Here is a 23896-nt window from a genome sequence, read left to right as displayed (position 1 = left end):
GCCCCGGTTCATGACCGGGGCTTTGTCATGCGTCCATTCCGCACTGCCATGACGTTATCCAATACGCCCGAGCATGCGGCGGAATCTGGCACGCTCCCGCAGGAATCCGCGACGCTTCCTGTTGCAGCCTCGGCGGCCGTAGCGCCGACACGCAAGCAGCAACTGATCGCGCTTGAGCAAGCCGCTCAACAAGAATTCGCCATGCTACGTGCGCAATGCACGACGCCGGAAGCACCGGATTGGTTGATGAGCAGTATCGACTGGGATTTGTCGGCGCGTTGAGGTGCTGAGACGCTGCAGCCGAGCGAGTCGGCGAATGTCGCATTACTGCTGTCGGGCCTCAGATCGACCCTTGAAGCCCGCGACGAAGCGTCCATTGACCAATGAGCGGTCGGCGAAGCACCCCGGATGCGCTTCGCTTATCCGGGTGATGGTGGCTGACGTAGCGCCGCACAGAGCAATGCCCCAGCATTCGTCGGTTGGAAGCCCCGCCTTCGCGGGAATGACGATATGTCGCATTTCTGATCTCGTCGTGGAGCGTGGTTCCGAATGGGCCCAACGCCCCTGCAGCTCGGGTAAGTGCAGCGCACCCCGGGCTCTCAGCGATCGCCGAACGATAATCGACGGACACAGCATCATGGTCATCAGGCTGCATGTTGACTGATGAATGCCTGGAGTTTTTCGACGTATACCGAACGCAGATCCGTGAGCAACTGATCACAGTCAATTGATTTCAAATCGCACGATGGGACAACCGCGAAGCGCCCTGGGCGCGGTTCGCTTGCCCGGGCTACGGTGTGTTGATACAGCTATGCGCAGAGCGATGACCCGACATTCATCGACTGGAAGCCCCGCCTTCGGGGGAATGACGGCAAGTCGCATTTCCGATCTCGCCCGTAACCCCGCCGTCCGGGATTCGTGTCCTGTGGCGTAGATTTCGATGTGGCGGCATGCGGGGCTGAAAGCAATGCCCCGCGTTATTCGTCGCCCACTGTCAAAGTGTCGCTGAAGCCTGCGCAGCAAAAGCCTCGGCACGCGTGCCCGGCACGCCTTCTTCACTGCTGCGCAGCCACTGCACCATCTCGCGGGGACGCAGTGGCTGTGAGAACAGATAGCCCTGAAGTTCGTCGCAGCCCTGCCGTTGCAGCATCGAGGCCTCCGCAGGCGTTTCCACGCCTTCGGCAACCACACGCATGCCGAGCGCATGGCCAAGGTGCACGATGGCCTGGGTGACTTCCGCGGTGCCGGTGTCGTGCAGCATTCCCTGCACGAAGCTGCGGTCGATCTTCAAACGCTGCACCGGGAAGCGGTTGAGATAGTGCAGATTGGAGAAGCCGGTGCCGAAGTCGTCTACCGCCAACGGCACGCCGTGGCGCTCGAACACATCAAAGCACTGCCGCAATGCGTCGGTATCGCGGATCAACGCAGATTCGGTGAGTTCCAGTTCCAGACGCGTAGGCGACCAGCCGTGTCGATTGCACAGCGCGATGACGCGCTCAGCAAAGCCACGCTCGCGCAGCTGCAGCGCCGAGACGTTGACCGCGACACGGTCAAAACACAACCCTGCCTGTTGCCACACACGCGCCTGCCGGCAGACTTCATCCAGCACCCAATCACCAATGCGAATGATCTCGCCGCATTTCTCGGCAATGGGAATGAATTCAGCCGGGCTGCAGGGGCCAAGCCGCGCGCTTTCCCAACGAAGCAACGCTTCGATTGAGGGCGGCTGGTCGCCGATGGCATGTACCAGCGGCTGATAGACAAGACTGAACTCGTCGCGGTCGATGGCGCCGTTGAGCGCGTGCTCGATATCCAGACGACGCTGCGTGCGCGCCAGCGCGTCCTGGCTGTAGTACTGATACGTATTGCGACCGGCTTCCTTGGCTGCATGCATCGCGGCATCGGCCGCACGCAGCAAGCTGTCGAAATCACAGCGACTGCTGTCCAGCAATGCGATACCGACACTCGCCCCAACTTTGAGGGTGACGTCTTCACGATAGAGCGGCTCGGTCAGTGACGCGATCAACTTGCGTGCCACATGACCGGCATCTTCCGGCTCCACCAGATTGCGCAGCACGACGATGAATTCATCGCCGTTGAAGCGTCCAAACAGATCGGCAGTGCGTAGATTCTGATGCAGCCGCGAGGCGGCGGACTTCAGCAAGATATCGCCGGTCGCGTGACCGTAGCTATCGTTGATGGCCTTGAAGCCATCCAGGTCGACGAACAGCATGGCCAGGGTCGCACCACGATCACGCGCTTCCATAATCGCTTCCGAGGCTTGCTCACGCAGCAACATGCGGTTCGGCAAACCGGTCAGCAGATCATAGTGTGCGAGCAGCTCCATCCGCTCATCGGCTTCGCGCTCGCGGGTAATGTCACGAAACAGCACAACGTGCCGCTCGGGCAAACCGTCGCGTTTGTCGAGTTCGATCAGCACCTGCACCCAGATACGCTGGCCTGACGGCCGGTAAAAGCACAGGTCCAGCTGTTCCGGCAGGCCACCGTCGATAATGCGTTGCAGAGCCGCTTCAAAACTGTCGCGGGAGTCCGGCGTATATAACGCCAGCGCTTCGTCCAGCGTGATCGGCGCTTTGCGCAGTCCGTGAATGCGGTAGCACTCCTCGGTCCACTGCATGCCACGCGTCTCGACTTCGATTTCACAGCCGCCGATGCGGCCCAGCGCCGAGACGCGATTCAATAATTCGGTGCGCCAGCGGATGAGCGCGTCGGTGCGACGCTGACCGCTGATGTTCTGCACCTGACCAATCACGCGGAGCAACTTGCCGTTGGCGTCGCATTCCGGTTCCAGCCATACGCGCAGTTGCTGCTGCAGCAGCGGGTCCAAGCCCCAGGCCAGCTCAAAGCACAACGGCTGCGGATCAACCAGCAGGCGGCGCCAGCTGACGAGGAGATGCTGACGTGCATCCGTCGGCACTTGTCGCAGCCATTGCCGGCCGCTTGGCAACGCGTTGCCATCCCAGCCAACGGCGGCAGCAACCTCGGCCGACCAATGCATGCGGTGCAGCCTGCAATCCCAGGCCCACGTTCCCATGCCAGCGGCTTGTTGGGCGCGCTGCAGCAAGGCCAGTTGGGAGCGGATTTCTTCTTCCAGTGGACGGTGTGTCGGCAGTTCGGTGCGTGTTCCCACCATGCGCAGTGGCTGACCGTCTGCGCCGCGTGTGATCACGCTGCCTTTGTCGATCACCCAGCGCCACTGCCCGTGCGCGTCGCGCAGGCGAAACTGGCACGCGAACGGCGTGCCTGGATCATGCAGATGCGCGGCGATGGCTTGTCTGACCAACGCGTGTTCGTCCGGATGGACGTGTTCCAGCAGCCCGGCCGACGGCAGAGCCTGCTCGGGCGGTGTCGCGCCGATGTGGGTGACGCGGTCGGCGACCACGTCCCAATCCCAAAGTGCATGCCCGGCGGATTGCATCGCCATACGGCACAGCATGTTTGCGGATTCGATGTCGCCGGTTACCGAATACAGGTAGCCCAGCGCAGCGCCCGAAGGCGCCTGCAAGCGGCTCAACCAACCTTGTTGTGACGCTTGGGTGCCGGGCAGCGGGCAGGACAACGGCCCGTGCGCCGCCGCTTGCTGGCGGATGCCCGACAGCTGGCCGGTATAGCGTGACAGGCGCCCGGGCAATCCCAGTTCCTTGGCCGCCGCGTTGGCTGCCAAGGGTTGGCCTTCCGTATCCAGCAGCACCACGGCTGCATCCAATGGATGGCTGAGCAGGCTTGCTATTACGCCGCGATCCACGCGATCTATCTCCATGCCCGACAAACCGGGGACTAAACCGATAACGGCACGCGCCGCTCAGAATTGAGCATTGCGTCGTCCCTATCCGTACAAGTCGTTAAGATGGCACTTTGTTGGCCCCGAACTCTCACGCGCTCATGGATACCGGCTTGGCCATCCTCCTTCCTGTGCCGGCTCCGGCCCTGCCAGGGCGAGGGCTGCGATGTATCGCAGAGCAGGCTTGCGCACCAATTCAGCCAACGCTGGCCGCTGTCACCGTGATGAAACTTTTGGCCAAAGAATGGGGGGCATCGGGATGCACTGGAGTGTGACCGCCATCGGGCTGCTTCTGCTGGCGGCGTTGATTGCGCTGTGGGGCTGGCGATACACCAAGGCACGCATTTCGCCCAAGCATGAAGGCGATGAGGCTTTGCACTTCGTCGAACAACTCGGCGCTGCGCTGCTCGACGGGCTGGTGATTGTCAGTCCACAAACCGTGCATTACGCCAATCCCGCAGCCGCGACGATGCTGCGTGCGGCAGATCTGGCCGACATCGGCCGGATTCTGCTCGCAGCGGTTGCCGGTAACGAAGGCGACAACCTGCTGGCCACGGTGCAGCTGCAACGGCCTGACGGCACGCCATTCAATGCTTCGGTCAGCGCCCGCCCGGTGGTCCATGCGGGACTGCCGTGCAGGCTGTTTGTGATCCATGACCTGAGTGAGCTGGAGCGCGGGCGCAATGCCTTGGCCACCAGCAATGCGGAACTGCAGGCCATGGCCGGCCGCTTGTTCTCGCTGCAGGAAGATGAACGCCGCTCCATCTCGCGCGATCTGCATGACGATATTGGCCAGGCCATCACTGCGATGAAACTGGCCGCCGGTGCCGCACGTGATGAAGAGAACACGGCGCGCCGGCAGGAAGACATCGATCAGATCATCGAGCTGGCCGACAGTACGGTGGTCAAGCTGCGCAATCTTTCGATGCTGCTGCGTCCGCCGCAGTTGGACGCGCTTGGATTGGAGGCCGCGTTGCGGTGGCAGGCCAATATGCTGTTCCGTTCCACACCGGTCGAGCTGCTGCTCAACGTGGACACCCTCGCCCACCGCCCCGGCAACGAAGTTGAACAGGCCTGTTTCCGTATCGCCCAGGAAGGCCTGACCAATGCGCTGCGTCACGCGCGCGCCAGTCAGGTGTCGCTGCTGCTGCGCGATGGTCGCAATGGCGAACTGCTGCTGCAGGTTATCGACGATGGCGAAGGCTTTGATCCATCCGCACCGCGCGGGCTGGGCATGATCGTGATGCGCGAACGCGCACAGAGCGCAGGCGGCAGCCTGCAGATTGAAACCGCACCCGGCGAAGGCACCTGCATCAATCTGCGCCTGCCCTACACCACCGCACCCTGACGAAACACCAGGACAACGTTCATATGTGGAGTCAAAACCCCTCGCCCAGCCCGGAACGCACGGAAGCGCGCACGGTCCGTCTGGGCGCCGGCAACCCCGAACTGCTGGCGATGGTGGAAGCCGCCAATCGTCATGGTCCGTCATTGATGCTGCTGCATCTGGACATCGACCACTTCGCCTCGGTCAACGAGAACATGAGCGCGGAAGTTGGCGACCAAGCGTTGGAAATGATTGCCGAACGCCTGCGCGAATTTCTGGCCGGGCGCGGTCGCTTGTGGCGGCATGGCAGCGACGAGTTCCTGCTGGCCATCGAACGCAACGGCGACAGCGCATCGCCCGAAGCCATTGCCGAGCAGGTACGCCAGCAGATTGAATTGCCGCTGTCGGTGCTGCCGTACACGCTGTTTCTCACCGGCAAGATCGGCGTGAGCCTGTGCCCTGAACACAGCACCACCACCACCAAACTGTTGGACCTTGCCGAAGACGCGTTGCATCAGGCCAGCCGCGAAGGCGGCAATACCGTGCATGTGCATGTGCTGCACAAGCCCAGCAGCGCGCACAGCGAAAGCATCATCTCGCGGCAGTTGGTGGACGCCATCGACAACGGTGAACTGCGCCTGCGTTACCAACCGCTGGTCAGTGCGCGCGACGGTCACGTGGTCGGCATGGAAGCGCTGCTGCGTTGGCAGTCACCGACGCTGGGCATGTTGGTGCCCGAGCGCTTCATGCGCACCGCCGAGCGCCTCGGCATCATCGTGCAGATTGGCGCCTGGGTGCTGGAGATGACGCTACGGCAAGCGCGCATCTGGCGCGACCAGGGCTTTGAAGATTTCAACGTGGCAGTGAATGTGTCCACGCTGCAGTTGCTGCGCCCCAACTTCTTCACCGAAGTGATGGCCGCGCTGCAATCCATCGGTGTACCGGCGCGCATGCTGACGCTGGAGATCAACGAAAGCGCGCTCACCAACAACGTCAATTTTGTCCACGAAACCCTGGCCAACCTGCGCAACGAAGGCATCAGCCTGAGCCTGGACAACTTCGGCACCGGTGACTCCAGCTTGAGCGCACTGGTGCGCTACCCGGTGGACAAACTCAAGATCGACCGCAGCTTCATCAAGAGTGCACCGGCCGCCAACCGCGAGGCCGCCATCAGTCGCGCGATCATCGCCATGGGCCACCAACTGGGCATGACAGTGATCGCCAACGGCGTCGAGTCGCAGGCGCAGCTGGGCTTTCTGCGTCGCAATGACTGCGATGTGTTCCAGGGCTATCTGTTTGGCGAACCGATGTCCGCCGATGCGGCAGGCATGACGCTACGCCGCCGCTATCTGCGTCCGGAAGCCTTTGCGGAGACCCGCCCCGACCGCACGCTACTGCTGTTGGATGACGAGGAAAACGTACTGCGCTCGCTGGTGCGATTGTTCCGCCGCGACGGCTACCGGATTCTTGCCGCCGGCAACGTGCGTGATGCCTTCGATCTGCTGGCGATCAACGACGTGCAGGTGATTCTGTCCGATCAGCGCATGAGCGACATGAGCGGCACCGAGTTCCTGGGCCGGGTGAAGATGCTGTATCCCGACACGATCCGCCTGGTGCTGTCTGGCTACACCGATTTGAATACCGTCACCGACGCCATCAACCGTGGCGCAATCTATCGCTTCCTGACCAAGCCTTGGAATGACGACGAACTGCGCGAGCATATTCGTCAGGCATTCCGCACGCATGATGAGAAACGCGGCGGGGTTCCGGTATAGAAGCAGCCGTTGGCAGGGGCGCAGCAAAGCGCACTCCCAGCCGACGGATGCTTGACGTTGTTCCCTGCCGGAAAGCGCGGTAGCTTTGCGGCTGAAGCCGCTCCTACTTGGGCTGGCGGATCGGCAGGACGATGCGGAAGCGTGAGCCTTCACCTACCGTGCTTTCCAGATCAATGCGGCCGTGGTGCTTGTTGATGATGCCGTAGGAGATCGACAAGCCCAGACCGGTGCCGCTGCCCACCGGCTTGGTGGTGAAGAACGGGTCGAAGATACGCTGGCGCAGGTCCGCCGAAATACCGGCGCCGTCGTCCTGGAACTCCACCCACACTTCGTCGCCATCCACGCCGGTGCTGACAGCAATGTTGCCGCGATCGGCGATGGCATGGCCGGCGTTGAGCAGCAGGTTCATGTAGACCTGGTTCAACTCGGACGGCAGGCACTCGATCATCGGCAATTCGCCGTAACGACGCTCCAGCGTCACCTTGTACTTGAGTTCGTTCCAGATGATGTTGATGGTCGATTCAAGGCCGGCATGCAGGTCCACCAGCTTCCACGACTCGTCGCGGCCGGAATACGAGAAGTCCTTCAGGTCGCGAACGATGCGCGTCACCCGCTCGATGCCCTCGCGCGACTCGGCCATCAACTGCGGCAGATCGCGGCTGATGAAGTCGATATCCAGACGCTTGCGGATGTCATCGATCTCGGCGATCTGCGACTTCGGATCGGGCGCGCGCAGGGCGCGCTCATAGGACTCAATCACCGTGAACAGGCTGCGCAGGTATTCCTGCAAGCTGCCCAGGTTGGAATGCACATAGCCGATGGGGTTGTTGATCTCGTGGGCGACACCAGCAGCCAGTTGACCGATGGAGGCCATTTTTTCCGATTGCAGCAACTTTTCCTGAGTGCCATTCAAACGCAGATACGCCTGGCGCAGCTCAGCATGACGCTGCTGCAACTCGCGCTCGTAGTCTTCCGGCCCCTCCAGTTGCTGGAACATCGCGAGGAAGGCTTCGCTCCCAGCCTCGGAGTGGTGGTGCAGGTGCACGGTGATCACGCGCTCACCGATTGGCAGGCTGCCGGTCCAGGTGCCGGCTTCCCGCGATTGCGACAGTGCGAATGGCGGCAACAGGGCTTCAAGATTGCGCGCCAATCTGGCGCTGCCCTCGTCATCCACGCCGAACAGTTCGCGCACCAACTTGTTGGCGATGCTCACCTCGAACTTGCCATTGAACACGAGAATGCCAAGCCGCACGCGCTCACCCAGCGCGCGCAGGACGGCCTCGGATGGCAGGGAAGCAAACGGGGAGCTGAAAGGCTGAGTCACGGCTACGGGCACGGCGCGGGGATGGGCCGTCACTATAGCTGGATGCGTTACGCGGTTGCCGCCCCGTGCTGGGGCGGGCGAACGGACCTGCTCAGGCCACCGCGAGCGGGCGGCGGGTATGCATCATCTGCGCCTGACCCTTGGCGTCATAGGCCGGCGCGTCTTCGCTGCGGCCCAACTGGCGCAATGCCCAGTTGACCTCGCGACGACGGCGGGACAGCAACACGCCATTGGCATGGTTACGGTCGGCCAGCTCTTTCAGGCGCGCGGCTTCATGCAGCGGCGGATGCCGCTCCAGCTCACGCAGGGCTTCGAGCTTTTTGCCGGTGGCGGCAACCAACGCGGCGACGTCGTGTTCGACCAACGCCTGTTGTTCGCCATCCAGCGCCTCGCTCAGCCGCTGCAGCGGGTCACCTTGGGTGAGGTTCATCCGCGCAGCTGCTGATCCAGGTCCAGCATGCGCGAGGCGATGGCATCCGGATCGATCCGGTAGCTGCCATTTTCCAGTGCCTCACGGACGGCCTGCACGCGGGCCATGTCAACGGCCGGGGCCGTGCTCAGCTCGCGCTGCATGGCCTGCAGCTGGGTGGCCTCGTCGGTCAAGCGCACGCTGTCCACGGACTGCACGGCCTGGGTCTTGGCTTCACCGGCCGGGGCTACCTTGGTGTTGACTGCAACACTGCGCAGTTGCGCTGCGGCAGCGATTCCACCGTCGATTTTCTGGCTCATGTGACGGAAATCCTGATTCGGTTCAAAAACGATAACGGCAGTGGCCGGAGGTTCTTTAGCAAAAATTATCGGGTGACCAGCACATCGCCACCCGGCGCGGCTATACCCTGCATCACGCGCCGTGAAGACAGATTTTCCACCGAAACCCGCTCGCCTGCCCCGGCGTCGCCCAGGGCGCGCCCTGAGACCCGCACTTCAACGCCGCCGCGACGGGCCACCAGGGCCACCGTATCGCCACGGCGCACGATACGCGGGGCCACCAGGTCGGTCGCCGACAGCAGGCTACCGGCCGACAGAGCGCGGCGGGCCACCTGGCCGACCGCCGTTTCCGGGGCTGACAACACCGACCCGGCAAGCCGGGCGGTATCGCGCTTCACGCTACCAATATCGGCAGCAGCGAGGGTTTCTCCAGCGGCCACGCCACGATTGAGCACCAGCACCTGCTGCTCGCGGCGCACCTTTACCGGCACGAACAAGCGCCAGCCACCGGCTTGCGGGCAGGCCACTTCCACCGTGGTGTTGGCGGTTGCGCGGGCCTGCAAGGGCGACGGACAGGCCGGCAGGCGCAGCCCGGCATCCACGCCGGCCTCGCCTTGTTCGCCAACGGCCAGCGTGGACAGCGCGGCCGCGCGGATCGTTTCGACCGGCTGGAATGCAGTCGCCCACGCCGCAACCGGCAACAACAGACATATAGAAAAGAGCAGGCGCATGCGGGCAAAGCCTCCCGGCGATTGAAGTACGGCTGGACACAGGCAAGCGCCGTGCCAGAACCCGATGTCGGCGATACTCAAGTTGCGCGCCCTGCCCGCCGATACAGGCTGCATGTCACAAGACCTGCTCAACCGTATCGACCAGCGCACACGACTGGCTGGCCACAACCGCCTCGCGCTGCTGTTGTTCCGTCTCGGCGGCCGCCAGCTTTTTGGCGTGAACGTCTTCAAGGTGCAGGAAGTGCTTCGCCGGCCCTCGCTGTTCCAGGTGCCCGGCCTGCCCCAGCAGTTTGCGGGCGTGGCCGATGTCCGCGGGCGTTCGGTGCCGGTGCTTGATCTGGGCCTGGCCATTGGCCACCCAGAGCGGGAACCCGAAGCGGATCGGTCGCCGGGCTATCTGGTGGTCACCGAGTTCAACCGCTCGGTGCAGGGTTTTCTGGTCAGCGGCGTGGAGCGCATCGTCAATATCGCGGTGGAAGACATTCAACCGCCGCCGGAGTTGGGCGCTGAATCCACCTATTTGACGGCAGTTACGCGCTTTCAGGGCGAATTGATCCAGGTGATCGACGTGGAAAGCGTGCTGGCCGATATCGCCCAGCTGCGCGGCGAAGCGGTGCTGGATCCGTCAATGGCGCTGCCCGCCGATGCGCCGCCGATGCAGGTGTTGGTGGTGGACGACTCGCGGGTGGCGCGCCAGCAGATTCGCAGCGTGCTCGACCAGTTGGGCGTCACCGCCACCTTGCTGTCCGACGGCAAGCAGGCGCTTGACCATCTGCTGCAGATTCACGCGGCCGGCGAGAACCCTGCCGAGCGCTATGCGATGGTGATCTCCGACATCGAGATGCCGGCGATGGATGGCTACACCCTGACGACGGAAATCCGCCGCCATGCGGGCTTGGCGGGGCTGTATGTGCTGCTGCACACCTCCCTGTCGGGCGTATTCAACAACGCCATGGTCGAACGCGTGGGCGCCAATGCCTTCGTGGCCAAGTACAGCCCGCATGAATTGGCGGACTTTGTGCTGACCCGGCTGCGGCATGTGGCTGAGACGGCTTGAGGTTGCTGGCTGAGGCCTTTAGTTAGAGCGAAGAGCTTGCCCTCATCCGCCCTTCGGGCACCTTCTCCCGTTCTACGGGAGAAGGGATGGGTTTCTGCATGAATGCCGGGGCGCTGCATCCCTTCTCCCGCACGCGGGGTGAAGGCATGCGGCTTACGAGCCACTGGCTCGTGCATGACTGAACGCCTAGCACGCTGTGCGAGGCCGGGGTGCGGAGCGAGGTGCCCGAAGGGCGGATGAGGGCCGCCGTTGCCTTCTACACCCTCTCCCCCAGCCTCTGGCACGCGCCTTGCAACTTCCCCGGCAACGTTCCGTGGGAGGTTCCACATGGCCAACCTGATTTCCGACTACCTGGGCATCCACGCCCAGGCCATGCCGTTGCGCGAGCAGCGCATGAAGCTGATCGCCAGCAACCTGAGCAATGCCGACACCCCCGGCTACAAGGCCCGCGACCTCGATTTCGACGCCGCCCTGCGCCATGCCCAGGGAGCGACCGGCAACGGTCTGATGACCACTACCGCCGAACAGCACTTCGCCATTGGCGGTGATGGGCTCAATCCGTTCCAGATCACCCGCGAGGCCGCGCAGCCCAGCCTGGACGGCAACACCGTCGATCCGGATACCGAACGCGCCGCCTATGGTCGCGCCGCGCTGGAATACCGCGCGTCGCTGAGCTTCGTTGAATCCAAGGTGCGCGGCATGCTCACTGCGATCACCGGCCAGTAAGGGGCGCTGCCATGAGTAATCTGCCGATCTTCGATATCGCCGGCTCCGCGCTGAAGGCGCAGTCGGTGCGCATGAGCACCATCGCTTCCAATCTGTCCAACGCCGACTCCGTTGCCGGCTCGCCGGACGCGGTGTACCGCCCGCTGGAACCCATTTTCCAGGCCGTGACCAGCCGCACCGACCCGAATCTCACCGGCGTGCAGGTCAAGGAAGTGGTGCAGAGCGATGCGCCGCCGATCAAACGCTACGAGCCGAGCCATCCCCTGGCCGATGGTGACGGCTACATCTACGCACCGGACGTGGATCCGGTCGCACAGATGGTCAACCTCATCTCCACCTCACGCAATTACCAGGCCGGCGTGGAAATGCTCAGCACCGCCAAGGAACTTGCCTTGGCCACGCTGACCATGGGCCGCTGAGCCCACTTCTGAAGGAAACCGCCGCCATGAGTACAGGCGTCAACACCGATATCTACAACTCGCTCGGCCTGCAGGCGCCGAATGCAGCCAACACCAAGCGGAAAGACACGCTGGACCAGGCCGATTTCATGCGCCTGATGACCACGCAGCTGCAGCACCAGGATCCGCTCAAGCCGATGGACAACAGCCAGATGGTTGCGCAGATGGCGCAGCTGTCCACCGTGCAGGGCATCAACGATCTCAACAGCACCGTGCAGGGCTTCCAGCAGTCGATGTCCAGCGACCAGATCCTGCGCGGCGCGGCGTTGGTTGGCCACGAAGTGCTGGTGCCTTCGACCAAGCTGTCGCTGGAAGCCGAAGGCGGCGCTACCGGCACCGTGGCCGCACCCGGCGCAGGCTCGGTAACCATCGACATCACCGATGCCAATGGCGTGAAGGTGGACCAGCTGAGCGTGCCGGCCAATGCCGCCGGCGAAGTGTCCTTCGAGTGGGACGGCACCGATGCCGACGGCAAGCGCATGCCGCCGGGCAGTTACACCATCACTGCCACCCACACCGACAGCGACGGTGCGCAGAGCAAGCTCAACACCTATGTGCAGGCTGAGGTGGAAAGCGTGACCGTCGGCGCTGACGGCCTTTACCTGAACCTCAAGGGCCTGGGCACCGCCCCGCTCGACTACGTGCTCCGCATCAGCTGAGCCACCCACGCATTCCGCAGGAGAAAACCTCATGGGCTTCAACGTATCGCTGTCTGGCATCAATGCCGCCAACGCCGACCTGAACGTCACTGCCAACAATATCGCCAACGTCAACACCACCGGTTTCAAGGAGTCGCGTGCCGAGTTCGCCGACCTGTTCAGTTCGACCAGCTACGGCTTGTCGAGCAATGCCGTCGGTGCCGGTGTGCGCCTGACCAACGTGGCCCAGCAGTTCTCGCAGGGCAACATCAACCAGACCGGGCGCAGCCTGGATCTGGCGGTCGAAGGCGAAGGCTTCTTCACCATGAACATGAACGGTGCGCGCGTGTATTCGCGTGCCGGCAATTTCCAGACCGACAACAACGGCTATGTGGTCAACCCGCAGGGCGCACGCCTGCAGGTGTTCACGCCCAATGCCGACGGCACCAAATTCGACGGCAGCCTGACTGACCTGCAGTTGCTGACCACCGACAGCCCGCCCAAGCAGAGCACCTTGGTCAACATGGCCTTCACCCTGCCCGGCAATGCAGCTGAGCCGACGCTGGCCACGTTCGACCCGACCGACTCCAACAGCTACAACCACTCCACCGGCGGCGTCACGGTGTACGACTCGCTGGGCGTGGCGCACACGCAGACGTCCTACTTCGTGAAGACCGGCAATCCGAACGAATGGCAGGTGCACAACTACGTGGATGGCCAGCCCGCAGGCGCGCCGACGACGCTGGAGTTCTCCAACAGCGGTGCGTTGGTCAGCCCCGCCGGCGGTCGCATCACGCTGGATCCGTTCACCCCGACAACCGGCGCTGGTGTGGTCAACCTGACCCTTGATGTCACTGGTTCCACCCAGTACGGCGAGAAATTCGCTATGCGTGACACGCGCCAGGACGGCTACGCCGCCGGCAAGCTCAATGAGATCAGCATCTCCGAAGAAGGCGTGGTGTACGCGCGCTATACCAACGGCGATGACAAGGCATTGGGCCAGGTGGCACTGACAACGTTCAACAACCCGCAAGGCCTGCAGAACCAAGGCAACAACTTGTGGTCGGAAACGTTCACCTCCGGCAGCCCGCGTACCGGCGCGCCGGACACGTCGGATCTGGGCCAGGTGCAGGCCGGTTCGCTGGAAGCATCCACGGTGGATCTCACCGAACAACTGGTGAACATGATCGTTGCCCAGCGCAACTTCCAGGCCAATGCGCAGATGGTGTCCACGCAGGACCAGATCACGCAGACGATCATCAATATTCGCTAAGAGCTGGGAGCGGGGATTGGGGAACGGGGAATGGGAGTTGATTAAGCGCTGTGTGTTTCGCATGACGTGCAGCGCTTTTGATCTTCCGTTCTCGGTTCCCCGTTGTCTTGCCGCCAACCTGATCTGTCATTCCCCACTCCCCATTCCCGGTTCCCCGCCCTATGGACAAAGCCCTCTACGTCGCCATGACCGGCGCCCGCGCCTCACTGCAGGCGCAGGCCACCGTGTCGCACAATCTGGCCAATTCGGATACGCCGGGCTTCAAGGAAGCGCTTGCCAATACCGAGGCGTTTCGCATTCAAGGGCCGGGCTTTCCGTCGCGCGTGGATGCGTTGCATGTGGACGCAGGCTTCAACCGCCGCGTGGGCGCGCAGCAGATCACCGGCAACGCGCTGGACCTCTCGCTGCAGCCGGGCAGCTGGCTGGCAGTGCAGTCCGGCGACGGTAGTGAGGCGTATACGCGTGGCGGTGCACTGTCGCTGACCCCAAACGGGCAGTTGGTCACCGCCGAAGGCAATGCCGTGCTCGATGACAACGGCAACCCGGTCGCGGTGCCACCGCATCAAGCCATAGAGATTGGTCACGACGGTACGTTGTCGATCATCCCGCTGGGCGAAGGTCCGCAGACGATGGCGATGATTGGCCGTCTGCGTGTGGTGGATGCCGGCGACGACCGATTGACGCGCGGCCTTGATGGCCTGATGCGCAACACCGACCCACAACAGCCCTTCGCGCAACGCCAGGGCAAGGCACTGGACAGCGGCATGCTGGAATCCAGCAACGTCGATGCGGCCGGCGCGCTGGTGCAGATGATCCAGCTGCAGCGGCAGTTTGAAATGCAGGTGAAGGTGATCAAGCACGGCGATGAAAATGCGCGTAGTGCGAATTCGTTGTTGCGGTTGAATGGTTAAAGCCTGCGACTAACGCCAGCAGAACCTAAGCTTTCAAAGCCCCTCTCCCCTCACGGGGTGAAACGAGACGCTTGCGAACCACAGGCTCGCGGCTCGCTGAACGCCCTCGCGTCGACGCGAGGCCTGGGGCGAAGGATTGGCAGAGCATCCGCGCAATGGCGCGGCGTTGCCGCTCCCCTCTCCTGCCTTCGGCATCCTCTCCCGCAAGGGGAGAGGAGTAGATCAACAGCAACAGCAGCACTCAGAAGCCTGTGAGCTAGCCGCAGCCACAAAGCCCCTCTCCCCTCGCGGGAGAGGGGTTGGGGAGAGGGGGCGCGGACGCCTGCGAGCCAACCGCAAACGCAAAGCCCCCTCTTCCGCCCTTCGGGCACCTTCCCCCAAGAAGGGGGCTGCAGTCCCGCAAGCGGAGAAGCGAAAGGCCGCCTTCGCTGGGCCCATGACACATCGCGCCAGCATCCCGACACCCTTTTTGGCACGGGCCATGCATTGACTGCAGCAAGGGCCATCGTGGCCGGCATCAGTAGCAGAGGAACCACACCATGAATCAGGCATTGTGGGTCGCCAAGACCGGCTTGGATGCGCAGCAAACGCGCATGGCCGTTGTCTCCAACAATCTGGCCAACACCAATACCACCGGGTTCAAGCGTGACCGCGCCAGCTTTGAAGATCTGTTGTATCAGCAGGTGCGTCAGCCGGGTGGTTCCTCCTCGGCACAAACGCAATTGCCCACGGGCTTGCAGATCGGTACCGGTGTGCGCGTGGTCGCTACGTCCAAGCACTTTGAACAGGGCAGTCAGCAGCAGACCGGTCGCGCGCTCGACGTGATGGTAAATGGCCGCGGCTTCTTCGAAGTGATGATGCCGGATGGCACCTCGGCCTATACGCGCGATGGCAGCTTCCAGATCAATGCGCAGGGTGAAGTCGTCACCAACAGTGGCTATCCGGTGCAGCCCGGCATCCAGGTGCCCGAAGGCGCGCAGTCGATGACCATCGGTACCGACGGCACCATCAGCGTGAAGATGTCCGGTGAAGCGGCGTCGGTGGAAATCGGTTCGTTGACGCTGACCGATTTCATCAACCCGGCAGGTCTGCAGGCCAAGGGTGAAAACCTGTTCCTGGAAACGACTGCGTCCGGCCCCGCACAGAACGGCACACCCGGCCTCAATGGCCTGGGCACCGTTGTGCAAGGTGCGTTGGAAGGCAGCAACGTCAACGTGGTGGAAGAGCTGGTGTCGATGATCGAAACCCAGCGCGCCTACGAGATGAATGCAAAGGCCATTTCCACCACCGATTCGATGCTCGGCTATCTCAACAACAACGTCTGAGTTGCCAAGGAATTTCGCCATGAGCTGTACTACTTTGCTGCGTCATCTTTCCGCCGCCATCGTCGTCGCCCTGCTGGGTGGCTGCGTAGTGGCGGGCGACGTGCGCCCCTATCCGGCGATGGCACCGATGCAACCCATCATCGCGCCGTCGGCCGAACCCACGGCCGGTGCCATCTACGCCGCCGGCCCGGGCTTGAATCTGTATGGCGACCGTCGTGCGCGTGACGTGGGCGATCTGCTGACCATCACGTTGATCGAAAACACCACTGCCACCACCACTGCCAGCACGGCGATCAGCAAAGAGTCGAACCTCGATATCGGTACGCCGACCTTGTTCGGCGCGCCGGTAACACTGGGTGGCAAGGACATCCTCGGCGCATCCGCAGGCGGTGAACGTGACTTCGCCGGCAAGGGCAACAGCGCGCAGAGCAATCGCCTGCAGGGTAGCGTGACGGTCACCGTGATCCAGCGCCTGCCCAACGGCAACCTGGTCGTGCAGGGGCAGAAAAATCTGCGGCTGAATCAAGGCGACGAACTGGTGCAGATCCAGGGCGTCGTACGCGCGGCGGATATCTCGCCGGACAACACCATTCCCTCCAGCAAGGTGGCCGACGCACGCATCGCCTATGGCGGCCGTGGCGCGATGGCGCAGTCCAATTCGATGGGCTGGCTGAGCCGCTTCTTTACCTCGGCGCTGGCGCCGTTCTGAGCATGACCATGCGTACTTTCTCTTTCATTCGCTGCGCCCTCGTTGTACTGGCGGTGGCCGGCGCCCTGCCCGCCCATGCCGAGCGCATCAAGGACCTGGCACAGGTCGGCGGCGTGCGCGGCAACGCATTGGTGGGCTACGGCCTGGTGGTTGGCCTGGATGGCAGCGGCGACCGCACCAGCCAGGCGCCGTTCACGGTGCAGAGCCTGAAGAATCTGCTCGGTGAGCTGGGCGTCAATGTGCCCAGCAACGTCAACCCGCAGCTGAAGAACGTAGCTGCCGTGGCGATTCACGCCGAGCTTCCACCCTTCGCCAAACCCGGCCAGCCGATCGACATCACCGTGTCCTCGATTGGCAACGCGGTGTCGCTGCGCGGCGGTTCGTTGTTGATGGCACCGCTGAAAGGTGCCGATGGCCAGGTGTATGCGATTGCGCAGGGCAATTTGATCGTCGGCGGCTTCGGTGCGCAGGGCAAGGATGGCTCGCGCATGTCGGTCAATATTCCCAGCGTGGGCCGCATTCCGAATGGCGCCACGGTGGAGCGCGCCCTGCCCGACGTGTTCGGTGCCAGCGGCGAAATCACCTTGAACCTGCACCAGAACGATTTCACCACCGTCTCGCGCATGGTCAATGCCTTGAACGCCACCTTCGGCGAAGGCGCTGCCCGCGCCGTGGATGGGGTCACCGTGGCCGTGCAGGCACCGACCGATTCCGGCGCGCGTATCGGCATGCTGGCGCACATCGAAAATGTGGAACTGTCGCCGGGCACCGCGCCGGCGCGCGTGGTGGTCAATTCGCGTACCGGCACCGTGGTGATTGGCTCGCAGGTGCGGGTCAGCCCGGCCGCCATCGCGCATGGTTCGTTGACGGTGACCGTCAGTGAATCGACGCAGGTGAGTCAGCCCAATGCCTTCGGCGGCGGCCAGACCGTTGCCACGCCGCAATCCACCATCACCGCCAGCAACGAAGGCAGCCGCATGTTCCGCTTCGATGGCGGCGCGACGCTGGATGAAATCGTGCGTGCGGTGAATGAAGTCGGTGCTGCACCGGGCGACCTGATCGCCATCCTGGAAGCACTCAAGCAGGCCGGCGCACTGAGCGCCGAGCTTGAGGTCATCTGACATGCGTATCAGTAGCTCGCCCATCGAACTGACCCCGACCCTCGCCAACGATCCGGCGAAGATCGACAAGGTTGCGCGTCAGCTCGAAGGCCAGTTTGCGCAGATGCTGATCAAAAGCATGCGTGAAGCCAGCTTCGGCGACTCGCTGTTCCCCGGTGAAAACAAGATGTTCCGCGACATGTACGACCAGCGCATGGCCGAGTCGATGACGCGCGGTCGTGGCCTTGGTCTGTCGGCCATGATTGCGCGGCAACTCGGCGGCGGCGATGCGGCCAACACGCCGGCGCTGGACAGCACCATCACGCCAGCCGCCGCCGCGCGTGCCTACCAACTCGGCGCGCCCGCACCGGCGTCGATGCCGCTGCAGAGCGACGCTCCGATGGACGTTGATCCGCTGCAAGTGCTGGGCGCGAGCGAGCGCGCGGCGTACATGACGCCGCAAGCGCAAGCCTTGGATCTGATCGCCGGTCGCGATACCAGTGACTTGCATGCTGCACTCGGCAGCCACAATCCCTACGAACAAACCAATGCCCTTGCCGCGCCCGACTGGGCGATGAGCAATGACCGCTGGACCAAGGTTTCCGCCGCTGAGCGTGGCGAAGCGGTGGATACCACCCACGCCAACTTCGTCGCGAACCAGCTGGGTACGCATACACCAGAAGGTTTCGTCGCCAGCATCTGGCCGCATGCCGAACGCGCCGGACGCGAACTCGGCGTGGACCCGCGTGCGTTGGTCGCACAGGCCGCACTGGAAACCGGTTGGGGCAAGCGCCATATCCGCCGTGACAACGGCGACAGCAGCCACAACCTGTTCGGCATCAAGGCCACCGGATGGAGCGGCGAACGCGCCACCACCGGCACCCACGAATACGTCAATGGCCAGCGTCGCAACGAGACCGCCAGCTTCCGCGCCTACGGTTCAGTCGGCGAAAGTTTTGGCGACTACGTACGCATGCTGAAGAACAGCCCGCGCTACCAGGCCGCACTCAAGGCCGGCACCGATGTGCGCAGCTTTGCCCAAGGGCTGCAGCGCGCCGGCTACGCCACCGACCCGGCTTATGCCGCCAAGATCGCCGCCATTGCTGCCGGCCCCACCATCGAACGCGCCGTCGCTGCCATCAGCGATGCCGGCGTGCGCATGGGGCAAAGCTTTGCCAGCACCGCCGGTTTGACCGGCACCACCCGTCGTTGAGATAGACGTCCATGTCCAATGTTCTTTCCACCGGTACCAGTGCCCTGCTCGCTTTCCAGCGCGCACTGGCGACCGTCAGCCACAACGTGGCCAACATCAAGACCGACGGCTACAGCCGGCAGAAGGTGGATTTCGCCACGCGCAATCCCACCGATGTCGGCTACGGCGACGTAGGCAATGGCACCAAGATCACCGACATCCGTCGCGTCGCCGACCAGTTGGCCATCTCGCGCCTGCTCGACAGCAACGGCGAGCTGGCGCGACTGCAACAGTTGTCCGGCATGGCCGACCGCGTGGATGCGCTGTTCTCCGATTCGGCGACCGGCGTGACGGGGGTTTGGTCCAACTTTTTTGATTCGATCAATAGCCTGTCGTCCAACGCCTCGGCAACGGCTGATCGCCGCAACGTACTCGATAGCGCCTCGACCTTGGTCGGCCGTTTCAAGCAGCTCAACGCCAACCTGGATTCGTTGAACAGCGAGGTCAACAACGGCTTGATCGCCGGCGCCAACGAGGTCAACCGGCTGGCGGCGGAGATCGCCCAGCTCAACGGCGCGATCGGCAGCAATGCCGCCGCGGCTGCGCCGGATCTGCTGGACCGTCGCGACCAACTGATCACTCAGTTGGTCGGCTACACCGGCGGCACCGCGATCATCCAGGATGGCGGCGTGATGAACGTCTATTCCGCAGGCGGTCAGGCGCTGGTGGTCGGCACCAGCGCCTCGCAGATATCCACCGCGACCGACCCGTATCGCCCCGAGCGCCTGCAACTGGCAATCAAGACCCAAGGCATGACCGTCACCCTGGACAGCAAAGCCTTGGGCGGCCAGATCGGTGGTTTGTTGGAGTTCCGCGACACGGTGTTGACGCCTGCGCAGGCTGAACTGGGTCGTATTGCCGTAGGCATGGCCCTGTCGTTCAACCAGGCCCACGCGGAAGGCATGGACATGTACGGCGACATGGGCGTCGACTTCTTCAACCTCGCCCCGCCAAAGATTACCGCGCACAGCGGCAACACCGGCGGCGCCACGCTGACCGCCAGCTATGGCGACACCACCGCGCTGGACGGTCAGAACCTACTGTTGAAGTTCAACGGCACCAACTGGGAGGCCACCCGCGCCGACACCGGCGCCAGCGTGGCGATGACCGGCACCGGCAGTGCTGCTGACCCGTTCGTCGTCAATGGCGTGCAGTTCGTAGTCGATGGCACGCCTTCGGCCAACGACCGTTTCCTGTTGCAGCCGACCGCTGCCGCTACCAGTGGTTTGTCGGTCGCCATCACCGATCCATCGCGCATCGCTGCGGCCAACCCGGTGAAGGCATCGGCAGACGTCAGCAATACCGGGACGGGTGTGCTTGGCAAGGTGGACGTGCTTGACGCCAACAACCCTGCCCTGCTGAACCCGGCAACCATCGAATTCATTGATGCCAACCAGTACACCATCGACGGTGCGGGGCCGTTTGCCTATACGCCCGGCCAGGCCATCAGCGCCAATGGCTGGAGCATGGTGCTGGACGGCAAGCCTGCGGCGGGCGACAGCTTCAGCGTTGGCAAGACCGCGCCGGGTTCCAGCGACAACGGCAACGCATCGCGGTTGGCCAACGTCGAAGACGCCAAGGCGTTCAACAGCGGCACGGTGACACTCAATGGCGCACTGGGCGGATTGACCACACAGGTCGGCTCGGCGGCACGCGCAGCCGATTACTCGCTGAAAGCGCAGCAGGTGATCAATGACAACGCCAAGGCCGGCCGGGACTCGATCTCCGGCGTCAATCTCGACGAAGAAGCCGCGGACATGCTCCGACTGCAACAGGCCTATCAAGCCGCATCGCAGCTGATCTCCACGGCCGACACCATGTTCCAGACAATCCTCAAGGCGGTGGGCTGATGAGCAACCGTATTTCCAGCAACATGATGTACGACCAGTCCGTGGCGCTGATGCTGTCCAAGCAGAGCAAGCTCTCGCACTTGGAGCAGCAGCTTGCCACCGGCAAGAAGATCGTCACCGCCAAGGACGACCCGGTTGCCTCGGGCACTGCCGTCGGCATGGATCGCGTGCTGGCCGAACTGGAGCAACTGGGCAAGAACGCCAGCACCGTGCAGAACCGCTTGGGTCTGCAGGAAAACGTGCTGGCGCAGGCCGGCGAGATGTTGAATCGCGTGTCCGACCTCACCGTCCAAGCCAACAACCCCGCGCTGTCGGTGGAAGACCGCAAAGCGGTGGCCAACGAGCTGAAGTCCATCAAGGAATCAATGCTGGCACTGGCCAATACCACCGATGGCACCGGTCGTTATCTGTTCGGCGGCGCCGCCGATGCGAGTGCGCCGTTCTCATTGACCAACGGCGTGGTCAGCTACAACGGTGATCAGACCCAGCGCCAGGTAGAAGTGGCGCCGGGCACCTTCGTCAAAGATGCATTGCCCGGCAGCGAGATATTCATGCGCATCCGCACCGGCGATGGCACGGTCGATGGGCGCGCTGCCAGCACCAATACCGGCCAGGCCGTGCTGACCGACGTCAGCCGTGACGGCTCCGGTGGCTGGGATGGCTCCAGTTACACGCTGCGTTTCACCGCGCCCGATACCTATGAAGTGGTGGACGCCAACAATGCCGTCGTGGGCACGGGCACCTACACCAGCGGCGAAGACATCGTCTTTGAGGGATTGCGCCTGCGTATCGACGGCACACCTGCCGTAGGTGACGAATTCACCACCGGCACGGCGGCGGCACGTGATGTGTTCAGCACCATCGACAATCTGGTGCAGACCCTGCAGATGGATACGTCCACGCCGGCCGCGCGTGCTGCCCAGCAGAACGCATTGCAGGCCAGCATCCGCGACGTCCGCCAAGCATCCAACACCATGATCGATACACGGGCTGCCGGTGGCGCGCAGCTCATCGCCATCGACAACGCTGCGTCATTACGCGAAGCCAACACCGTCACGCTCAAGAGTTCGCTCTCGCAGATGCGTGACCTCAACTACGCCGAGGCCATTGGGCAATACCAGCTCGAAGGCGCGGCGCTGCAAGCGGCACAGACCATCTTCAGTCAGATGCAGTCGATGTCGCTGTTCAACATGATCCGCTGATCCAAATCAACGGCAGCGCAGCTGCCAATCCACACCGCAAGGCACCGAGCACAACGGAGACGACCCCATGGCACAGATCATCAACACCAACATCATGTCGCTGAACGCTCAGCGCAACTTGAACACCAGCGGTTCCAGCCTGGCTACCTCGATCCAGCGCCTGTCCTCGGGCCTGCGTATCAACAGCGCCAAGGACGACGCCGCTGGCCTGGCAATTTCCGAGCGTTTCACCACCCAGATCCGCGGCATGGATCAGGCTGCACGCAATGCCAATGACGGCATCTCGCTGTCGCAGACCGCTGAAGGCGCGCTGGGCGAAATCGGCAACAACCTGCAGCGCATTCGTGAGCTGGCCGTGCAGTCGCGCAACGCCACGAACTCCGCTTCAGACCGCGAGGCACTGAATGCCGAAGTGCAGCTGCTGAAGGCTGAAATCCAGCGCGTCGCAGAACAGACCAACTTCAACGGCACCCCGCTGCTCAATGGTGATTTCCAGAACCAGGCCTTCCAGGTCGGCGCCGACCAAGGCCAGGTGATCAACATCGCCCAGATCGCCAACGCCAACATCAATGAATTGGGCAACTGGACCCGGGTAAACAACCCCGCATCCCTGCCGTCAGTCAACGCTACCGGCGGCGCCGATGCGGGCACCCCGAACGCCACCGCCGGGACCATCGACACGGCTGATTTCCAAGCCCCGAATGGTGCAACAGCACCGTTCAGTTACGACGGCCTCAATCTGACTGTCAACGGCAAGACGGTATCGGTCGCAGGCGTGACCGACGGCACCAGTGATGCCGATGCACGTACCAAACTGCTAGCCAACATTGCCGCCGCCATCAACAGCGACCCCTCGATCGGCGGCGCCAATGGCATACAGGTGGCCACTTCTGGCGCAATCACAAACAACGGCGCTGCGGTGACCATCGGTGGGTCCGGCGCCTCTGTGCTCGGCGGCGCGGTTGCCGTTGACAGTGCTACTGGTTATGTCGCCGCCAACTTCATCGCTGGCAGCTTCACCTTGGCCGGTGAAAAAGGTTCGGCAACCATCAACTTCCCGGCCGCAGGTGGATCAGCCCAGCGCGCCAGCGATTTGGTGAAAGCCATCAACAACCAGAGCTACAACACCGGTATCACCGCCTCGCTGGATGCGGGCAAGCTGGTGCTGTCCTCCCTTGATGGCAACATCTCTGTCGCCGCAATCGGCAGCGCCGCCACCGCGGACGCAGATCTGCTCGCCGCCACCGGCTTGGCTGTAGGTGCCACCGGCGCGATTGGCACCACTGTCCCGGCACCAACCACTCCAATTGGTTCAGCATGGGCAGCCGGCACCCCTGAGACGGGCTTCGCTGATATGGATATCTCCGACTCGTTGGGCGCTGACAACGCCCTGAAAGCGATGGATGCCGCATTGCAGGCAATCAACTCGGCTCGCGCTGACTTGGGTGCAGTGCAGAACCGCTTCACCTCGACCATCGCCAACCTCAACACTTCGTCGGAGAACCTGTCGGCCGCACGCAGCCGCATCCGCGACACCGACTACGCCAAGGAAACGGCCGAGCTGACCCGCACGCAGATCCTGCAGCAGGCCGGCACCGCGATGCTCGCGCAGGCCAATCAGTCGCCGCAGAACGTACTGAGCTTGTTGAAGTAAAAGGAAGAAGTGCGGGTGGAGCGGAGTCAGACTCCACCGCGGTCTTCTCAGTAAAGCCCCGTGCCGAGCATGGC

Annotated in this window: 20 protein-coding genes and 1 pseudogene; 16 read left to right on the top strand and 5 right to left on the bottom strand. The window is 63.2% G+C overall.

Annotated features, from left to right (window positions below):
* The first annotated feature begins 48 nt into the window (after nucleotides 1-48).
* A complete protein-coding gene (locus tag ACREP4_RS15435) occupies nucleotides 49-282 on the top strand; it encodes a hypothetical protein (RefSeq protein ID WP_431597080.1) in 234 nt (77 codons plus the stop codon).
* 712 nt (nucleotides 283-994) lie between these two features.
* On the opposite strand, the gene ACREP4_RS15430 is transcribed toward ACREP4_RS15435, so the two are convergent.
* The gene (locus tag ACREP4_RS15430) at nucleotides 995-3766 is read right to left on the bottom strand and encodes a bifunctional diguanylate cyclase/phosphodiesterase (protein WP_431597152.1); all 2772 of its coding nucleotides are present in this window, start codon (nucleotides 3764-3766) and stop codon (nucleotides 995-997) included.
* Between the two features lie 424 nt (nucleotides 3767-4190).
* Between ACREP4_RS15430 and ACREP4_RS15425 the strand changes: the two are divergent.
* Nucleotides 4191-5150, top strand: a pseudogene (locus tag ACREP4_RS15425) (sensor histidine kinase); the annotation flags it as partial.
* A 23-nt stretch (nucleotides 5151-5173) separates the two neighbouring features.
* A complete protein-coding gene (locus ACREP4_RS15420; RefSeq protein ID WP_431597079.1) occupies nucleotides 5174-6904 on the top strand; it encodes an EAL domain-containing protein in 1731 nt (576 codons plus the stop codon).
* 103 nt (nucleotides 6905-7007) lie between these two features.
* Here ACREP4_RS15420 and ACREP4_RS15415 read toward each other — a convergent pair whose 3' ends face one another.
* From ACREP4_RS15415 to flgA, 4 genes are all read right to left on the bottom strand, one after another.
* A complete protein-coding gene (locus ACREP4_RS15415) occupies nucleotides 7008-8228 on the bottom strand; it encodes an ATP-binding protein (protein WP_431597078.1) in 1221 nt (406 codons plus the stop codon).
* Between the two features lie 91 nt (nucleotides 8229-8319).
* Nucleotides 8320-8658 (bottom strand): flagellar protein FlgN, encoded by a 339-nt coding sequence (locus tag ACREP4_RS15410; protein WP_431597077.1) that lies wholly within the window; start codon nucleotides 8656-8658, stop codon nucleotides 8320-8322.
* Nucleotides 8655-8957 (bottom strand): flagellar biosynthesis anti-sigma factor FlgM, encoded by a 303-nt coding sequence (gene flgM / locus ACREP4_RS15405; RefSeq protein WP_269791857.1) that lies wholly within the window; start codon nucleotides 8955-8957, stop codon nucleotides 8655-8657. The genes ACREP4_RS15410 and flgM overlap by 4 nt, the downstream gene beginning before the upstream one ends.
* Nucleotides 8958-9022: 65 nt before the next feature.
* A complete protein-coding gene (flgA, locus tag ACREP4_RS15400; protein WP_431597076.1) occupies nucleotides 9023-9667 on the bottom strand; it encodes a flagellar basal body P-ring formation chaperone FlgA in 645 nt (214 codons plus the stop codon).
* A gap of 112 nt (nucleotides 9668-9779) precedes the next feature.
* On the opposite strand from flgA, the gene ACREP4_RS15395 reads away from it, so the two are divergent.
* From ACREP4_RS15395 to ACREP4_RS15335, 13 genes are all read left to right on the top strand, one after another.
* Nucleotides 9780-10724, top strand: coding sequence for a chemotaxis protein (locus tag ACREP4_RS15395; protein WP_431597075.1), 945 nt, complete (start codon nucleotides 9780-9782; stop codon nucleotides 10722-10724).
* Between the two features lie 327 nt (nucleotides 10725-11051).
* Entirely contained in the window at nucleotides 11052-11450 is a 399-nt protein-coding gene (gene flgB / locus ACREP4_RS15390) for a flagellar basal body rod protein FlgB (RefSeq protein WP_431597074.1), read from the top strand.
* Nucleotides 11451-11461: 11 nt separating this feature from the next.
* Nucleotides 11462-11869 carry a flagellar basal body rod protein FlgC gene (flgC, locus tag ACREP4_RS15385; protein ID WP_431597073.1) on the top strand — a complete coding sequence of 136 codons (408 nt, stop codon included), beginning with the start codon at nucleotides 11462-11464 and terminating at the stop codon, nucleotides 11867-11869.
* A gap of 26 nt (nucleotides 11870-11895) precedes the next feature.
* Nucleotides 11896-12567, top strand: a complete 672-nt coding sequence (locus tag ACREP4_RS15380) for a flagellar hook capping FlgD N-terminal domain-containing protein (protein WP_431597072.1) — start codon at nucleotides 11896-11898, stop codon at nucleotides 12565-12567.
* A gap of 31 nt (nucleotides 12568-12598) precedes the next feature.
* Nucleotides 12599-13819 (top strand): flagellar hook protein FlgE, encoded by a 1221-nt coding sequence (flgE, locus tag ACREP4_RS15375; RefSeq protein WP_431597071.1) that lies wholly within the window; start codon nucleotides 12599-12601, stop codon nucleotides 13817-13819.
* Between the two features lie 161 nt (nucleotides 13820-13980).
* A complete protein-coding gene (locus tag ACREP4_RS15370) occupies nucleotides 13981-14730 on the top strand; it encodes a flagellar basal body rod protein FlgF (protein WP_431597070.1) in 750 nt (249 codons plus the stop codon).
* A gap of 539 nt (nucleotides 14731-15269) precedes the next feature.
* Nucleotides 15270-16055 carry a flagellar basal-body rod protein FlgG gene (gene flgG, locus ACREP4_RS15365; RefSeq protein WP_431597069.1) on the top strand — a complete coding sequence of 262 codons (786 nt, stop codon included), beginning with the start codon at nucleotides 15270-15272 and terminating at the stop codon, nucleotides 16053-16055.
* A gap of 19 nt (nucleotides 16056-16074) precedes the next feature.
* Nucleotides 16075-16764 (top strand): flagellar basal body L-ring protein FlgH, encoded by a 690-nt coding sequence (gene flgH, locus ACREP4_RS15360; RefSeq protein ID WP_431597068.1) that lies wholly within the window; start codon nucleotides 16075-16077, stop codon nucleotides 16762-16764.
* 8 nt (nucleotides 16765-16772) lie between these two features.
* Nucleotides 16773-17885: a flagellar basal body P-ring protein FlgI gene (locus ACREP4_RS15355; protein ID WP_431597067.1), complete on the top strand. Its 1113-nt coding sequence runs from the start codon at nucleotides 16773-16775 to the stop codon at nucleotides 17883-17885.
* A gap of 1 nt (nucleotide 17886) precedes the next feature.
* Nucleotides 17887-19077: a flagellar assembly peptidoglycan hydrolase FlgJ gene (gene flgJ / locus ACREP4_RS15350; protein WP_431597066.1), complete on the top strand. Its 1191-nt coding sequence runs from the start codon at nucleotides 17887-17889 to the stop codon at nucleotides 19075-19077.
* Between the two features lie 11 nt (nucleotides 19078-19088).
* A complete protein-coding gene (gene flgK, locus ACREP4_RS15345) occupies nucleotides 19089-20966 on the top strand; it encodes a flagellar hook-associated protein FlgK (protein ID WP_431597065.1) in 1878 nt (625 codons plus the stop codon).
* Nucleotides 20966-22168: a flagellar hook-associated protein FlgL gene (gene flgL / locus ACREP4_RS15340; RefSeq protein ID WP_431597064.1), complete on the top strand. Its 1203-nt coding sequence runs from the start codon at nucleotides 20966-20968 to the stop codon at nucleotides 22166-22168. Before flgK ends, flgL begins: the two co-directional genes overlap by 1 nt.
* A 67-nt stretch (nucleotides 22169-22235) precedes the next feature.
* Entirely contained in the window at nucleotides 22236-23822 is a 1587-nt protein-coding gene (locus tag ACREP4_RS15335; protein ID WP_431597063.1) for a flagellin, read from the top strand.
* Nucleotides 23823-23896: the final 74 nt, after the last annotated feature.

This window comes from Stenotrophomonas sp. (assembly GCF_050737575.1).
Taxonomy (GTDB): domain Bacteria; phylum Pseudomonadota; class Gammaproteobacteria; order Xanthomonadales; family Xanthomonadaceae; genus Stenotrophomonas.
Note: the sequence above shows the minus strand (reverse complement) of the source record. Positions and strands in the feature narration are given on the sequence as shown.

Bases quoted from the DNA above. Each gene is read 5' to 3' on its own strand.
- ACREP4_RS15435 (WP_431597080.1), top strand. From the start codon at position 49: ATGACGTTATCCAATACGCCCGAGCATGCGGCGGAATCTGGCACGCTC.
- ACREP4_RS15420 (WP_431597079.1), top strand. From the start codon at position 5,174: ATGTGGAGTCAAAACCCCTCGCCCAGCCCGGAACGCACGGAAGCGCGC.
- ACREP4_RS15410 (WP_431597077.1), bottom strand. From the start codon at position 8,658: ATGAACCTCACCCAAGGTGACCCGCTGCAGCGGCTGAGCGAGGCGCTG.
- flgM (WP_269791857.1), bottom strand. From the start codon at position 8,957: ATGAGCCAGAAAATCGACGGTGGAATCGCTGCCGCAGCGCAACTGCGC.
- flgA (WP_431597076.1), bottom strand. From the start codon at position 9,667: ATGCGCCTGCTCTTTTCTATATGTCTGTTGTTGCCGGTTGCGGCGTGG.
- ACREP4_RS15395 (WP_431597075.1), top strand. From the start codon at position 9,780: ATGTCACAAGACCTGCTCAACCGTATCGACCAGCGCACACGACTGGCT.
- flgB (WP_431597074.1), top strand. From the start codon at position 11,052: ATGGCCAACCTGATTTCCGACTACCTGGGCATCCACGCCCAGGCCATG.
- flgC (WP_431597073.1), top strand. From the start codon at position 11,462: ATGAGTAATCTGCCGATCTTCGATATCGCCGGCTCCGCGCTGAAGGCG.
- ACREP4_RS15380 (WP_431597072.1), top strand. From the start codon at position 11,896: ATGAGTACAGGCGTCAACACCGATATCTACAACTCGCTCGGCCTGCAG.
- flgE (WP_431597071.1), top strand. From the start codon at position 12,599: ATGGGCTTCAACGTATCGCTGTCTGGCATCAATGCCGCCAACGCCGAC.
- ACREP4_RS15370 (WP_431597070.1), top strand. From the start codon at position 13,981: ATGGACAAAGCCCTCTACGTCGCCATGACCGGCGCCCGCGCCTCACTG.
- flgG (WP_431597069.1), top strand. From the start codon at position 15,270: ATGAATCAGGCATTGTGGGTCGCCAAGACCGGCTTGGATGCGCAGCAA.
- flgH (WP_431597068.1), top strand. From the start codon at position 16,075: ATGAGCTGTACTACTTTGCTGCGTCATCTTTCCGCCGCCATCGTCGTC.
- ACREP4_RS15355 (WP_431597067.1), top strand. From the start codon at position 16,773: ATGCGTACTTTCTCTTTCATTCGCTGCGCCCTCGTTGTACTGGCGGTG.
- flgJ (WP_431597066.1), top strand. From the start codon at position 17,887: ATGCGTATCAGTAGCTCGCCCATCGAACTGACCCCGACCCTCGCCAAC.
- flgK (WP_431597065.1), top strand. From the start codon at position 19,089: ATGTCCAATGTTCTTTCCACCGGTACCAGTGCCCTGCTCGCTTTCCAG.
- flgL (WP_431597064.1), top strand. From the start codon at position 20,966: ATGAGCAACCGTATTTCCAGCAACATGATGTACGACCAGTCCGTGGCG.
- ACREP4_RS15335 (WP_431597063.1), top strand. From the start codon at position 22,236: ATGGCACAGATCATCAACACCAACATCATGTCGCTGAACGCTCAGCGC.